The organism is Colwellia sp. RE-S-Sl-9 (assembly GCF_048296855.1).
GTDB lineage: Bacteria > Pseudomonadota > Gammaproteobacteria > Enterobacterales > Alteromonadaceae > Pseudocolwellia.
This window is the reverse complement of the sequence record NZ_CP182631.1, coordinates 435,482-451,654: the sequence shown is the minus strand read 5'-3', so window position 1 is coordinate 451,654 and position 16,173 is coordinate 435,482. Positions and strand designations below refer to the sequence as shown.

Annotated in this window: 11 protein-coding genes; 1 reads left to right on the top strand and 10 read right to left on the bottom strand. The window is 36.7% G+C overall.

What is annotated here, in order from left to right; translation table 11 throughout:
* Positions 1–37: 37 nt before the first annotated feature.
* From recD to ACM9HF_RS01865, 5 genes are all read right to left on the bottom strand, one after another.
* The gene (recD, locus tag ACM9HF_RS01885; RefSeq protein WP_473614026.1) at positions 38–2,026 is read right to left on the bottom strand and encodes an exodeoxyribonuclease V subunit alpha; all 1,989 of its coding nucleotides are present in this window, start codon (positions 2,024–2,026) and stop codon (positions 38–40) included.
* On the bottom strand, positions 2,019–5,771 hold the full coding sequence (recB, locus tag ACM9HF_RS01880) for an exodeoxyribonuclease V subunit beta (RefSeq protein ID WP_473614025.1): 3,753 nt from the start codon (positions 5,769–5,771) through the stop codon (positions 2,019–2,021). Before recB ends, recD begins: the two co-directional genes overlap by 8 nt.
* Entirely contained in the window at positions 5,771–9,403 is a 3,633-nt protein-coding gene (gene recC / locus ACM9HF_RS01875) for an exodeoxyribonuclease V subunit gamma (RefSeq protein ID WP_473614024.1), read from the bottom strand. The genes recB and recC overlap by 1 nt, the downstream gene beginning before the upstream one ends.
* A gap of 180 nt (positions 9,404–9,583) precedes the next feature.
* Entirely contained in the window at positions 9,584–9,829 is a 246-nt protein-coding gene (brnA, locus tag ACM9HF_RS01870; RefSeq protein ID WP_473614023.1) for a type II toxin-antitoxin system BrnA family antitoxin, read from the bottom strand.
* Positions 9,816–10,082, bottom strand: a complete 267-nt coding sequence (locus ACM9HF_RS01865) for a BrnT family toxin (RefSeq protein WP_473614022.1) — start codon at positions 10,080–10,082, stop codon at positions 9,816–9,818. The genes brnA and ACM9HF_RS01865 overlap by 14 nt, the downstream gene beginning before the upstream one ends.
* A gap of 126 nt (positions 10,083–10,208) precedes the next feature.
* Between ACM9HF_RS01865 and ACM9HF_RS01860 the strand changes: the two genes are divergently transcribed.
* Positions 10,209–10,463 (top strand): type II toxin-antitoxin system CcdA family antitoxin, encoded by a 255-nt coding sequence (locus ACM9HF_RS01860; RefSeq protein ID WP_473614021.1) that lies wholly within the window; start codon positions 10,209–10,211, stop codon positions 10,461–10,463.
* A 70-nt stretch (positions 10,464–10,533) separates the two neighbouring features.
* Here the strand turns inward: ACM9HF_RS01860 and ACM9HF_RS01855 are convergent, their stop codons facing one another.
* The 5 genes from ACM9HF_RS01855 to ACM9HF_RS01835 form a co-directional block, all read right to left on the bottom strand.
* Positions 10,534–11,550, bottom strand: a complete 1,017-nt coding sequence (locus ACM9HF_RS01855) for a hypothetical protein (protein WP_473614020.1) — start codon at positions 11,548–11,550, stop codon at positions 10,534–10,536.
* A gap of 325 nt (positions 11,551–11,875) precedes the next feature.
* Complete coding sequence (locus ACM9HF_RS01850) at positions 11,876–12,553, bottom strand: RES family NAD+ phosphorylase (RefSeq protein WP_473614019.1); 678 nt, start codon at positions 12,551–12,553, stop codon at positions 11,876–11,878.
* The gene (locus ACM9HF_RS01845; protein WP_473614018.1) at positions 12,547–12,945 is read right to left on the bottom strand and encodes an antitoxin Xre-like helix-turn-helix domain-containing protein; all 399 of its coding nucleotides are present in this window, start codon (positions 12,943–12,945) and stop codon (positions 12,547–12,549) included. The genes ACM9HF_RS01850 and ACM9HF_RS01845 overlap by 7 nt, the downstream gene beginning before the upstream one ends.
* 107 nt (positions 12,946–13,052) lie before the next feature.
* Positions 13,053–15,113 (bottom strand): transglutaminase TgpA family protein, encoded by a 2,061-nt coding sequence (locus tag ACM9HF_RS01840; protein ID WP_473614017.1) that lies wholly within the window; start codon positions 15,111–15,113, stop codon positions 13,053–13,055.
* On the bottom strand, positions 15,106–16,131 hold the full coding sequence (locus ACM9HF_RS01835; protein ID WP_473614016.1) for a DUF58 domain-containing protein: 1,026 nt from the start codon (positions 16,129–16,131) through the stop codon (positions 15,106–15,108). Before ACM9HF_RS01835 ends, ACM9HF_RS01840 begins: the two co-directional genes overlap by 8 nt.
* Between the last annotated feature and the right edge of the window lie 42 nt (positions 16,132–16,173).

The following is a 16,173-nucleotide window of genomic DNA, read 5'->3' as shown; positions in this document are numbered from 1 at the left end:
AATGTACATTCTTCTTGGTAATATGTTAATTGAAAATTTAAGAATTCTTAAAATAACCTGAATAGCGTTTAACTTTTGTTTCTACACCTTGTCTCCATACTCTCGCGTTTGAAGCAATACTAATATGAGTTTTTGCTCTTGTGATGCCAGTATATAACAATTCTTGCGATAATAGTCGATTGTCTTTTTGATTGGGTAAAATCATAGCAACATGAGAAAACTCACTCCCTTGTGTTTTATGGATGGTCATTGCATACACGGTTTCGTAATGAGGCAATTTACTGGTCATGATCCAACGGTAAGTATCATCAACATCTTCAAACACTGCCATTAAATGCCCCGCATCATTTTTCCATAAAAAGCCTATATCGCCATTATACAAACCTTGATGATAATTATTCTCTGAAATCATGATAGGTCGCCCCTGATAAAGCACTTTATCTGATCGAATAACCCCTTTATTGATCAGTAACGACGTAATTAACTCATTTAAAAAGTCGACACCTTGCTCACCAACGCGCGTGGCACATAACACCCTGAATTGATTAAATAGCGCAAACGCATCACCCACACTTATACACTTAAAAATAGGAAGGTAATACTGTTTAACTAAAGGCCATAACCATTCAACCAGTTCGCCTTGTAAATGTGTTATTTGATTTTCGCCTGTAGCTTGATTTAATAAAGCCCAGCTTTGATCGTAATTACCTGCAATAACCGCTTGAGATAATTGCCCAATACCGCCTTGCCCGTCAAAGCGTCTACTTTTAGTTAAAAAAGTTACGTTATCGCAGCTATTAAATAGGTTTGATGCTTGGTTGAGTACTTGTTTATTTTCTGATTTTTTCGATATTTGAGGTACATTAAAACCTGTTACCTGTTTTAAATAGTGAGCGTTTTCTCGGCTATAACCTAAAAAAGGTCGAGGCGCTACATCACTTAAAACACTACCAGCTGCTACAGACGGGAGTTGATCAGCATCGCCCAATAAAATCACTTTGCAACCTAAGGGTAATGCTTTAAACACGCGGTTCATCATTGCAAGGTCAACCATCGACACTTCATCAATCAACAATACATCAATGTTTAAAGGATTTTCCTCATTAAATCGAAAGTTAGGGCTATTCGGAATAACACCTAATAAACGATGAATAGTGTGTGTATCGCTTGGTATTTCATTTAAAATGTCATCCGAAATGGCGCCTCTAAATCCTGTTATAGCATTTACGATAGATTCAGATAAACGTTGAGCGGCTTTACCTGTTGGCGCAACTAACGCTATGTTAAGCGATGCAGCTTGTTGAGCATGTAAGTTAGCGCTTTGCTTTTGTTGATGTAAATACACTAAAGCGGCCAATAATTTAGTTACCGTATAGGTTTTTCCTGTACCTGGCCCACCAGCTATTACACTAAAGTTTTTATTTAACGCGTTTGCTACCGCAACTTTTTGCCAATCTATTTCCGTGTTTGCTGCATTCGTTTCGGGAAATAACATATCAATACACTGTTTATTATTTATATTAATATTTAGATTGATATCTGCTTGTGAAAGCTCATCAGTGTCAGCTGTATTCTTTTCAGCAATCGACTTAAACAAGTCTTGCTCAAACTGAAAATAACGGCGCATATAAACATTATGATTATGATAAACAATCGGCTGCTCTGCCTCAGCTCCAATATTCATCATATCGAGTAATTGGTGTAAAGATGCCACATCTGAAAAAATATACCCATGGTGTTGCACTAAACCAAAATCGTCACTTAAATAGCCATACTGGGTATTAGCTATTGCGTGAATAGGCAAACAAACATGCCCTTCTCTCAAGCTTTGACTTAACGCCATTAACAAATGAAAGAGCTCTGTACGCTGTGTTTCATTAAGATTGAACAGCTGAACTAAGTCTTTCGCAAAAAAATAATCGATAGGCGCTATAGACGCTATTTCTTTTTTCGCTAGCGCATAGCTTGCATATGCTGGTTTGTTGAAAGTCTTATTAAAAGTTTTACCCTCTGTTTGATCAAACATCAGCTTGCTCCCTTGTACCATTTTCTCTAGCAATATGTTCTGCTGTTACATGCTCGCCAGTAAAAAGTGCATCGAGTAATTCAAGCTCGTCTATGTTAATAGCACGGTGATACACGCCTGCTCCTTTATAAGTAGGATCGTTAGTTAGACCTCTTAAATACAAGTAATAAATACCACCAAAATGTTGCTCGGGATCATAATCAGGTAATGAAAATGCCAAGTAACGATGCAATGCCAACGAATAAATTAAATACTGTAAGTCGTAATGGTTATGTTCAATATCGGCTCTCATGGCTTCTTGTGTGTAAAAACTAAAATCTTCACCTAAAAAGGTCGACTTATAATCGCACACATAAAACTTGCCATTTTTTTCAAAAATCAAATCAATAAAACCGTGCATCATACCTTTTAATTTTTGGTAATAAGGTAATTGTACCGAGCTTGATAACGCTTCAATCATATTGTTATGAGTATTACCGCCTTTACGATGTTCAGTGAGTAAGTTAGTTAACTCGTTAGCGCTATTTGCATTCATCGGGAAATAAAATTCACTTTCTTTAATGCAGTGATTTAAAGACAAATCTTGCAAACAAAAGGTATCTGAATCATCAATATTTAAAGGTGCTAATAATGCTTGCTCAAGCCAATGCTGAAGATCATGTTCTGTGTAACCTATAGTGAACTCGCCATAACGGGTTAGTGGGCGTTCAAGTGCAAGCTCCCAATTAGGATCATCAAACTGTAAGAGCTCAAGAATGTTATGTAATAAATTACCGGTACGAGCGCCCTTTTCAATCACAAAACGTAATTGATTAGCTAAGCTCGGCGGTTGAATATCTACCAAATTATGAGCAACATTTAACATCAGCGCTAAACTAGCGTCTTCTTGATTATTAAGCTCATTATCTCGATCGGGACTTGATACACCCTTATGTTTTAGGTTTCTACTCAAGGCTGAAAAAGAGCTTAGCCACCAGTCGCGTTCAATTTTTCCACGGAAAGTTTCGGCAGCTAACATTTGCATATTTTGCGCTTGTAATGCCGAGTCTTCACCAATATAAGTTAGATTTTCGTTTTGTAATGCTTCTATGTCGTTAATCGTAAGAAGCGCAATATCATCTGGGTTATCAGCTACTAATTGCTGAATACTTTGCTCAATATCACAACCTTTTTGCCAATGTAAGGCTTGTCCTAATGGCGAGTTTTCGCATTTATCAAATTCAACCGTTAACATATAACAGCGTTGCTCTGCTCTTGTTACCGCTACGTATAAAAGTCGAACTGCTTCAGCATAAGCTTCGTCTGCCATGGCTTGTTTGGCTTTTTCGGTGCCATCTAAGCTTAACGCTAGTTGCCCTTGCTCGTTATGATATTCAATAAAGGTTACCGCACGTGCACCGAATTTAAGGGGATCTTTAAAACGTGTCGCAAAAGGCACAAATACAATAGGATATTCCAAACCTTTTGCGCCATGCTGAGTCACAATTCGAATCAAGTCATCGTCACTTTCTAATCGTAGCTCGGCTTCAATATCAGGGTTATCTTGTAGGGTTTGTTGTTCAAACCAATACAATAACTCTTGCGGTTGTTTATGGCGTTGGCTGGCTGATTGCAACAGTTCAAACAAATGCAGTAAGTTAGTTAATACGCGGTCTTTATCATGCATAAATGCAGTAAAGTGTTCGTGCATTAACTTTAACGCCATACCGATAAAACCTTTGCTTTCCCACTCTTGTTTTAAAGCAGCAAAAGACAATTTAAGATTTTGCCAAGCAAGTTCGTCTTGTTGAAGTGCATACAGTTTATTCGCGGTAAAACCTAATAAGTCAGACGCTAAAGCCGCAGAAAAATAGCGATCGTTTTCAACAAACAAAATACCTTTAAGTACTTGTACCAATTGTTGTGTTTGCGCACTTTTTAATAAGTTTGAACGATTACTCATAAATACAGAGGCCAAACCCGCATCATCTAATGCTTGTTTTATTACACTCGCCTCGGCACCGTCGCGCACTAAAATGGCGATATTTTGCGGTTGAATGTTCTCACTTGTATGTTTACTTGTGTTATTTAAGCCCAGTAAACGAATAATTTCATGTGCACACCACTTGGCCATGGTGGGTCTAAAAGCTTGATTAACAGAACCTCTAGTTTTTTCTGGCGTAAAATGCACAAACTGCAATGCTTTAAAAGTCGCATCGGCTAATTGTTTTTCGGCCGCTTTAGGCGATGCTTTTACCGGTATATATTCAATGTTGTATTTAAAAACATCGGTAGCGCCTTGGTCTAAATTATTGCCATAAAATAAGCGATTGTAACCTTGAATCATCGACTCACTTGAACGCCAATTGGTGTCCATTATCCATTGGTAATCACAGCCAGAACGTGCAGCTAAATAGGCAAATACATCGCCGCCTCTGAATCCATAAATGGCTTGTTTAGGATCACCAATCATATAAAGAGCAGCTGTAGGCTGTTGGTAATATATGGCTTGTAAAATAGTAAATTGTTGAGGGTCGGTATCTTGAAATTCATCCACTAATGCAACGGGATATTGCTTAAATAATAACTCTGCGAGTGAGTTATTCTTATTATTCGCCTCATCATCTACGTTTAAATTATTTTCTTTAAATTCAATAGCATTATCGTTACGCGTTACACTTAGCTGATTAGCTAAGCGACTAATTAAATCGTCAAAGCTCACTAAATCACGTGTGAGCTTTTTATCGTTTACATCTTTACGTATTGAGTAAATACCTTCTCTCACAACAGATAAAGCTTTCGCGCGATTAATACTTTTATTCAAGCTTTTACATAACGTTTTTACTTGTTTTACGGGTTCAAATATTGCGAGTAATATTTCTTTATTCGCTGAACGTGAATAGCGTTTTCCATCAATAAAAGCATCAGGCATTTTGCCATTCGCTAACACCAAAGCTGATTGAATATTGGTTTTTAGTTCGCCTTCTAATTTAATCAGCCAATCAATTAATTCGTTCAGTTCTTGTAGTCTAACTTCTCTGTCTGCGCCCTTTTTAACATCAACCAAATACGCGACTAATTCAGCGTTATTATTTTGTAACGAGGTTCTTGCTTGCACAACAATATCAATAAAGTTTTCAATAACTGAAATTTCATCAATTAAATCTAATGTACTCGAATTTCCCTGATTGATTGCTTTAGCAAACTGATTAACAAATACATGCGGTGTTGGCCAAAACTCAGATATTAATAAAAATTGCTCTGACGATTGCTTTGCTAACACTCTGTACCAATCTTGCGTGCTTTCTAGCAGCACATCGTTACAATCTGACTCCATCGCTAAGTTAAATGATTGTCCGCTGGTAAAAGCATGTTGAGTAAGCACCCTTTTACAAAAACCATGAATGGTAAAAATAGACGCTTCATCTAAATACAATAACGCTTGTTTTAAGCGTATTTTGGCGTCAGCGGCTTCAACGTGTTTTGCTATGGCAATAAAATATTCATCTTCTACTGATAACGTATCCCACTCGTTTAGGGCTTGTCTGATAAAAGCGTCTATTCGGCCGCGTAGTTCTTCCGTTGCGTCTTTAGTGAAGGTCATCACTAATATTTGTTCAACCGTTAGGTTTTTCTCTAACAGTAAGCGTAAATAAATACGCGTTATATTAAAGGTTTTACCTGTTCCTGCGCTGGCTTCAATTAAATGTTTACCCTGCAAAGGAATAGTATGAGCACTTAGATTTTGAATCATCGTATTAGCCATTACTTTATTTGCTCCCTTGCGTTAAAAACATCAAGGTATAAATACTCAATGTTAGGTTGAACCTCTTCGTAATTAGGGCATTGTGGCCAAAAGTAATGAATGTAAGGATCGTCACCTAACGACATCATCGAATTAGGATCACTCCAATAAAGTTCGAATTGCGCTTGTTCAAACACTTTCGCTTTAAAGGCTTTTTCAGCAATTTCACCATTCACTAATAACGGCTGTTGCAAACCGACAATATATTGTTGAATAAACTTAAGTAACTGAGCTTTAGGGTCTACTATTTCGCCATATTTAAACTGCGTTACTTTCTGGCTTTTGGTATCAAAGTAAAAACCATGTGTGGCGGTAACACCTTCAATAAGTGATGCTTTTTCAGCTAATTGCTCTTTCGCAATCGTCAACACACATTGGTGAAAATATAAGGTAATAAAATCTTTAAACTTAGGCGAACTGCTGCGATAAAACACTAACTTGTCGTCACTTATAGGTAACTTAGTCGATATTTTTACTTTAACGCCTACTGAACTACTGTTACCCGTTAACTTTTGTATTAGCAATTGCGAGGTTTGTGCATCTAAATCGAATGTTATTGCACAGTCTTCTTTATGTTTAATTTTACCGTTATGCTCTGTAATGGTTTGACTAAAATTTTCACTGTCTAACTTCCAACTTTCAAAAGTTATATCTCGGGTTGCCGCTTCAGGAAATTTCCCCGAAAGAGCTGCTGCTTTTAAGCATTGTTGAACCGCCTGCTCTGCGGCTTCTATTGTGCTTTCATCATCGGTAAGTTGAGCTTTTATTAATTGTTCACGTAATAAATAGCTTTGTAATCGGTCAAACTCAAACGGCTCTACATCGTCTAACTCTAACGAATAATTATCAAAATTCAGGTTGAGCTGTTTTCTAGCAAAGTATCTTGATGGATGTTGAAAAAAGGCAATAAGCTGCGACAACTCAACATGCATAACATAACAAGCATCTGCAGCTGAATATTCTATTAAGTCTGATTCGGGCAAAGGAATATCAATGCCTGATGATAAGTTATCACCTTGCGCTGCATTCTCTTTGCTTGATAGTCGCGCTAAGTTTAGCCAATGGTTATCAAAGCTTTTTAACAAACCTTGGTAGTTTTTATGGCTAAAAGGCTGCATAGGTAAATGTCTTAACTTACCATCGGGAGACGTATAATCGCTTACTTTAGCGTCTTCTGCACTCTCTTCAGATAAAGCCCAACCATAACCTAAAGTTAAATACTCCATTAATTCTTTTAATACTAACGACGCTTGTTTCGGCGCGTTGTTTTTAATGTTTTTACCTTGATAACTTAAGTAAAGTGATTGTCTGGCAGAAATAATCGCTTCTAAAAATAAATACCTATCGTCGCCACGTCGCGATCTATCACCTAACATAGCAGGCGTTATCGACATTAAATCAAAACTTAAGGGCTGACGTTGCCTTGGGAACAAACCATCGTTTAAGCCCAATATAGCAATCACTTTAAAAGGAATACTCCGCATAGGTAACATAGAACAAAACGTTACTTGGCCCACAATAAACTGCTTGCCGGGATCTGGTTGGCTAAAATGCTGATTTAAAAAATCGCGCACTATCAGTAAATCAATTTTCTCTTCAAATTTAGCGTGTAAGCAATATTCAATTAACGACTCAATGGCATCAGTAACAATGTTAAAACCGTCGTCATTGCTGGTATCAAATAACTCGTTAATCAGGGTAGTTAAAAAAGTTTGCCATTCAGTTGCGGTACGTTCTTTAGTTAAGCTAAATGAAAACTGTTGCAGTTGCTCTAATATCAGCATTAACTGCCCAAGTAACTCAGCATCGTTGCCTTCTACTGTGGGTAATAATAATTGCTCATCGTAAATGGTTTCGACATCGCCAAACGCAAAGCCACGCAATAAACGTGATAAACCTTGCTGCCATGTAAAGTTATTTGAAACGGCATGGGTTTTAAGGGTGTGCTGTTTATGCTCTTCATCAAGCCCCCAATGAATAGAGGCGTGATCTAACCACACTGAAATTTTATCAATGTCTTCAATACTTAAATCAAACTTGGTTTGCATAGCAGGAATACGAAGAAACGATAACAACTGCGACACCTGAAATCGGCTATCAGGCAAAGTAAGCAAGTCTGAAAACGCAGCAACAACAGGCTCAGAATCTTTACTAACACGATCAGCAATTGAACAAGGCAACGGCGGTACTTTATCGTCAAAGTCTTGCCAACCTCGGGCAAAAACAGCATTTACGTAAGGTGCGTATTCTTCTACCTGCGGACACATCACTAAAACGTCTTTGGGTGTTAACATGCTGTCGTTATTAAATTGATGTAACAACCAATCGTGCAGCCCTTGCACTTCTCTTAAAGCACTATGACAACTGGTAAATACAATAGAGTTATCGCGTTGTTCAATGGGTGCATTACGCGCATCCGTTAGCGTTAAAATGTCGTGTTGTACTTGCTGTAACACACTGGCTTGTGTTGAGGTGTTATTACTTGATGTATCATCTGAGGTATCACTTGATTCATTATTTAACTCGTCGTGAATATCCTCAAAAGCATCAATATTAATTGTACTGTAACCGTGCAACAAGGCCATAAACTCGCGCCCTTGCTGGCCTAAATTAGCCAATAGCGGATTACCCACCGACTGAGTAATATCGTCGTAACCGTCTACCCATTGTTGAATCGACTTAATCGCTTGTTTTTCAGTAATTACATCGCCCCAATAGGCATAACACGGGTTTAAATGAAAAAAGTGTACATCAACATATTCGCTAAGTTCATTAACAAACGACAACCACATAGGCGCCATAATATTAATACCAAAAAAAGAAATACGTTTAGGTAAACTATTTTTTAACTGTTGTTGATCAAAACAGCCCGCATTAAGTTGAGTAATGGCTTGTTCAATTAAGGTAATAGGATTATACGATTGCTCGCGCGTTAACAAGTGCCACAACTTACCTTGCCATTGAGCAATTTCAGCTGCGTCTGATTGTTCGCCTTGCACAAAACCCGCAGTAAAATTTCCGTTTTCCCAAGCATCAATCCAGGTAGGTCTAAAGATTAAATATTGTTCAAACAAATCGGCCATTTGGCAAGCAAGCTGATAACGCTTTAATTGTTCTGTATTTGTTATTTTGTCTGCAAACTCAGGTGGTAAATCTACGCCCTGTTCTACATCAGTAGTTGAACTGGCTTTTAGTTGATTGTTTGATAATTGATTGTTTGAAGCTGAAGTGTGCGATCGCCAATACTGAGTTGCGGTATCAAAATCAGCATCATTCATTACTTCTGGCTGAGCAAATAACGTAAAAATTCGCCATGCGAGTACTTCACGAGAGAAAGGCGATTGATCAGGCACATCTTCTTCGCTAGCTATTGATCTGACTAGCTTCCATAAAAACTGAGACGGTAACGCGTAATCAATATTCATACTGATACCACGTTGTTTTGCCAACGACATGTTAAGCCAATGCTGCATACCCGCATTTTGCACAACAATAACGTCTTTGGAGAAAATAGGAAGTGGTGAAACCTGTTGGATTTTATCTAAAAGTACTAACAAATTTTCCATTTTATTAGCGGGATAAAGATAGATCACACGATACCTTTCTTATGGATTTTAATTAAGTAAATTTAACCATAAGCATAGGGATAATACGAGTTAAAATAAGGATTTATTGAGGATAGTTTAGAGGCGTTGTATGTTTTTTAATTAAGAGGAAGCTTTAATAATAATCTCACTCTTAACCAAGTCGTTTTACTTGATAAATAGCACTCATTACTCATGCTTAAATTGATGTTTATTTAAACTCTCAATACGTTCAGCCAACCACACTTTAATAATTGATTGTCTGGTGACGCCAACACGGCTTGCTTCACGATCGAGTGAATCTAACATCCATTCAGGAAAGTCAACATTTACCCTTTTGGTCACTTGCGTTGTTCGTTTAGCTTTAGATAAATCTAAGTTGGCAAGCACATCATTACCAGCATCAAACTCTTTATCGAAATCAGAAGCTTTCATAAAATTTCACCTCGTTTGTTCTAGAACGCCTAACTGAAATTATACGAATATTATTATCTCGATATGTAATAACAGCTGACCAGTGTTTACCATTATAAAATGTAATAATAACATAGCGCGGTTCGTCGCTCGTATTAGCAGGAATTTCGACTAAATAAGGATCGTCCCATAGTAATTTTGCCTCATTAAATTCAATACCATGTTTTTCTAAATTGGTAAGGCTTTTATTTAAATCAAATTCAAAAGTATGCATAGAGTAAAAACTATACCTTTTTGATGTAGATTGCAAGTTATGGATAATACGAATGTAATGAGTTATAAAAGCATGGCTATTACCATACTCATAATTAAATACTAAATAATGATAGAGATAAAAACCATGCAAACACTATATGATTTAGATGCACCTAAAAAACAGATAAATCTTAATTTAAATAGCGACTTACTTAAAAAATCAAAAGTTCATAACATCAATTTATCAACGACATTAGAACGAGCCCTACAAAATAAGTTAAAAACAATTGAAGCTAAAAAATGGATAACTGAAAATAAAAAAGCGATAAAATCATACAATGATTTTATCGCTGAACATGGATGTTTTTCTGATGAATATAGAGAATACGATGATTTATAGATAATTAGATAACTTTGGACGTTAAGCTTGATCCTGAATTACCAGTGAATTCAAATCCCTTTACCGTTATCTAAAATATAGAACAAACATCAATCACACGTAACTTTTGATTTGTTACATAAGCAACTTGACAACCATCTGGAGATACTTCTGTGAGCCGTACAATTCCTCTAGTGATTTGATACGCTGTTCCATCATGAATAAGCCTAAGTCCATCAATACTACCTTTATTATTGACTGCACCAATAATACCTGCTTTTGTTGGTTTCGCATGTTGAAGTGCTGGACTAATATCCATTAACTCAAACTTTCCATTTATATGTAAAACCCTCACTGTTGCTGTAGTTTCTATTGAAGGGAATCTATTTTCTATCACATAAGCCTTTAACCAACTAATCCATTTGAAATCTGGAGTGAATTGACTTGACGAAGTAATAAGCTCAAGAGCTTGTCCATTAGCTTGATAATAAATCCACCTTTTATCTTTTCCATAATTTTTTGGAATTCGTAAGCATCCATGTTCTGAGCTCAACTTCCATGCGTCATAGGCCTCACCACTGGTGTTATCAAAAGGGCATTTATCTATAGGAGGTAAGTATTGGAAAGGCTTACTTTTAGCTTGATCATATTCTTCTTGAGTTTCCGAGCCTAAGTTACCATATAACAACTTAGGTTTAGACGTATGTTGGTTGTTTTTAGGATTGTATCCACCCATGGCTAAACGGATAAGTATTTTACCATTTTTATGCCCTATCAACTGTCCTTTTTTATAGAGAATAGTTTTATGGGTTGTAATATCTAGAATATTTACTTGTTTTGACGATTCAAGATCAGAATATTCTACACCATAAAAGCTATTCTTTCTTTTCGTGGAATTAACACCATAAATAACTTTATTAGAAGACAACCAGCTAACTACAGAGCCTCGTCCCATTTTGTCGATATAACCACTCCCTTCAATATATGCATATGGCTCAGATTGTGAAGTAGAGAGTGCAAGCGCATCAGCATATGCACGTTGCTCACTCTCAGGAAGATCTTCTATTCGATTATTTTTATCAGGAGAGCACCCTTGAACTATTAACATAATTATTAGAAAAAAATAATTTAGCCAATTTTTGAGATGTAGTTGAGCAATGTCATTCATTTGTAATTATCCATTTACTAGTTATCCATTTAGTGATTTCTGATTATGTAGATGTACCAGCAACAAAATCATTTTTCTATTTAATAATTTGCCAAGCATCAAATAAACGCAGTTTGTTGCATTAAAAATATTATGTAATTTTTTAGAACCTATGAACTCAATCTCGCAAAATTTATGTCGCTTGTTCATCTTTGATAAATGAAGCTACAGGCGCTAACAACACAATTTAAAAGCTATTACTCTGATTTATAAATAAACCCAACAGCTAACACTCCATAGTCAGTTCACGAACCTTTGAAATACCCTTACCATCAAACACAAATTCAAAGTGTTGGGTTTGAACCGCTGACTCAACATGTACGGGAGACATGAGTCCCCAACAAACAGCGCCTTTATGTCTAACTGAACGATATTGAATACCCGCTTCTTCTGCTTTTTTTACTTTAGCGCCAAAAATTCTAGAGGCAGTGTAATCATCAGGTGTATGAATATCATCAACTGACACAGCATCAATAAGTTCTACTGAGAACTTTACTTTAAGGCATCGCATATCAACGGTGTCGTAGTGAAGTCCTTCAATATTGCGAAAATACTTTTCTTGGTGATATCGAGTTTCTGCTATCGCGGTTTCCGCAGTATCAGCAAGATACAAGACACCGAATGAGCCATCACTAAAACGAGAGCCGTCGGGGGTAACATGGGTAAATGGCGCCGTAACGTAGTTTACTCCTGTTATACCAAAAGGTATTTCATTGGTTGGAATAAGGTTTAGATCGCCAAGCTCATCAAGATGTCTGGGATTGGTTAATGCTTGCAAGGCGTATGCCGTTTCAAAGTCGGTTTCGTCTATTACATCGTCGAACAAGGTAATTGGCGGAAACTTTGAGTTAACCATGCGATAAGAGGCTTGTTTAGAGAAAGATACACGTTTCTGCTCTACCATTGTCCGCTTCTCATGCTATCGATTCGCTTAAATACTTCATACAAGGCGCCAAAGTTTCCGGTGCTAATAATAGATAACGGACTTTTACCATTAAAGTATGGATTGCTATTAGCCATACCCATAAAACCATAAACGTTATCAGGGTTTGAGAATATGATTCTTAATGCCTGATGAATATTAGCAAGATAGCTCAGGCGCTCAAGCTGATCGCTGCTTAAAGAGGCAGAGCTAGGATCTTTTTGATAACGGTGAAAAGTGCTTTTTGGGATCCCTAAAATCGCTTGTTTTTGAGCTGCAGAGCATCCCCATTTTTCAAGAATATTGTTACCCATGGTAAAAGCTGCACTATGATTGATACTTGGTGCATATTGAGCTTCTGCTATCGTTGCCATTGCTTTGCTCCCAGATTAGACAATAACACCAATTTAGTCTCATTTAAGACTTATGTCAATAAGATGTCTTATTCGGGAGTAATAAAATTGATATCAAACCTTATTCTTTAAGCTATTTTCTTTATCTCTCGATAACTCTTCTTCAATGCTTTAACCACTGATGCGTGCTGCTTTTCATTTAACTGCTGATATTGAAGCGAAGTATACAGTTGGGTAAATTTAGCAAATTCAATGGCAAGTGTTGGCCATTCATTTTTGATCACTAATACAAAGTCTTTCGGGGTCATATCTGTTGGTTTTTGTATGCCCTGTTTAGCTAAGTGTTCAAGTATTTGTTGGTAGTAGTAATTAATATTTTGTGGTTTACGTGCTTGGTTTATTTGGCGTACTACCCACCATAAAACAATGGCGCTTATTAATAACAATGCGTAATAAATTAAGGTTAGCCAATGTAGGTCGAGCATTGATTTAAAAGCGAGAGCTATGTTTTGTAAAAACTTGTTTTGCTTGTCGGCGGTGTAGCCTATTACCCAACGTGTCCAGTTATAGTCAATCGCTTCAAGTTGTAATCGAATGCTATTAATAAAGGCGTTGTTGTTACTAAAACGTAATAGCGAAAAGTTTTCTGAGGTGGCGGCTTGTTCTCGCAGTAGTTGTTCTGAAAATCCACGCTCTACCCGCTCAGGATTTATAGCAGCGGTTGGGTCGACTCTTGTCCAGCCTTTACCTTGTATCCACACTTCACTCCATGCATGAGCATCGCGTTGGTAAATGCTGTAGTAGTCGGCTTGGGCGTTATATTCTCCGCCCATATAACCGGTAACAAGTCGAGCAGGTATACCTGCAGCTCGCATTAAAAAAGTAAAGCTGCTGGCAAAATGTTCACAAAATCCGGCTTTGGTTTCAAAATAAAACTGATCCAAACTATTATTCGTTAATCGCGGTGGATTAAGGGTGTAACGATAAGTATCTTGATTAAAAGTAGCTAGAACTGCGTTAATTAAGGTTTCGTTATTTTGATACTTTGCACGTAATTCTTTAGCTTTTTCAACCAGTTTTGGATTGCTTTGTTCGGGTACTGCTAAGTTTCTTTGGTAAGAGCGTTGGCTAATATATAACGCTAGTGGCGCTTCTACATAGCTGGTTACGTTATAACTGGTGTTTTGTGTGAGTTCTTTTTTGCTATACAACGAATAATCTTGTCGGTAAACAATATCGGTACTTTGCGGTTTAGTGCTGTCGATACGAGCAAGATCTAACCCGAACAACCAGTTTTGATACGTAGGTGATGCTATAACTTGGTAATTTACACGTTTACCTTTTGCGCTGGCTTGATCAAAAGGATATTGATAAATAACTCTTGGGTTTATGTTGGTTTTCCATGAGCGTCCGTCAAAGTTTTCCATCACTATAGTACGCCAATACAATTGTGAATAATTAGGAACGGTTTGCTCAAACTTAACTCTAAACGCCAATTCGTCAGACAATGCTAGGTTAGCTATATCGCCCACTTGTACAGAATCAGACAACCCTGTTTTTGCACTTTTAGCACTAGGTACTGCCCATAATGGCGAGAGTTTAGGAAATACAATAAACAGAAAAACGGCTAATGGAATACTTTGCACAAACACTTTCGCAGAGAGATTAACTGTATTCATATAGTTTTTAGTTGGCGCAAAATATCCAATAATAAGAGTAAAGTTAACAATAAGAATACAAAATAATATTAGAGCAAAGTACAACGACTGTTGAAAAATTAACGACGATACCACGACAAATAAACCTAATAAAACAATTTGATAAAAGTCGGATCGTTTGTTTTGTTCAAAACTTTTTAACACATACGACAAACACAGTAGGTGCAGCATAGTTGATAGCAAACCTAAACTTTTTGCCGTAAAAGCTAATAACAAACAACCAATTACTGAGAGTACGCCTATTAATATTTTACTGGGTTGTGGGGTTTTATTTTTAGTGATGAGTATTTGCCAAACTAAACAAATACCAATAATAGATAACATCCACCACGACAACTCTAACGACAAGGTAATTAAGTTAAAAAACTGACAAGCAATCAGCAACAAAATACTGTTAGCGCTTAGTTTAAAGTTTTGTTGCCCTGTATTTGTTGACTGAGTTTTTTTCTTTTTAGCTTTTTTATTAAACATTAAGCGCCACCTCAGATTCAGCATGGCTATTTAATGCAGACAACGCGCCGCTATGTTGTGGTTTGCCGTAAAAAGCTAAAGCGGTTAAACATTTATTGATATGCTTATTACCGGTTGATGGTGAAATTTGAATAGCGTCTAAATCTAGCCCGAACGGAATATTGTTTTTATGATGATCGAGTATTAAAAAGCACAGCATTTCTAATTTTGTTTCAATAGGTGCAGATGGTAATTGCTTTAAGCTTAACCAAACTTTATGGCCTAGCTCTATTTGTGTGGTTTTAGTTAACCAACCTTGACCGCGAGCAAGTTGTTTCCATGCAATTTTAGCATTCGACTCGCCCTGCTTGTATTCACGTAATTCGCCAAAGTCTTCTCCACCTTCAACAACGTTATTGCCGTTAATTTCTTCATGTTGTTGTGATGAATCTTGTTTTATGTGATGAAAGGTATTTTTAGCGGGATAGGTTATTACTTCACAATCAAAATCTAAATGTGTCCAACATACAAATAAACCTAAAGGATATTCACTCAATATTTTTAAGCGACCCGGATTATTTACACCACGCTTTAGTGCGTAAAACGGTATTTTAGTGGCAGACTCGCCCTCTTTTATCGCTACTTCAGTAGTTTGTTGGTTGTTCTCAAACTCAAAATTAATATCAAAACGTGGTTTGTTGCTGATAATGGTTAAAGGAACCGAAACGGTTTGTGTCGCATACGCGCTTACTTGGCTTTTAAATAAAAACTGCAAACCAAACATATTTAAAAAACTATACAGCATAGTGGTTAAAAACACGCTAGCAAATAAGTAGCTCATTAAAATAATTAAATTGTTTTGATAGTTAGTACCTAATAAAAATAAAACGAATACCGACAGCACGTAAGCCAAGCCAAACTTAGTAGGTAATATAAAAATATTTTTATTACTTAAGTTTTGCTTAGCTGCCGCTGGCATTCTTTTTTTCAAAAAATTATTAAAGCGCTTTTTAAAAAATGGTTTTAGTTGTTTAAACATAATAGCCAAGAGTTATTTACAAAAAATTGATTACAGCGAACT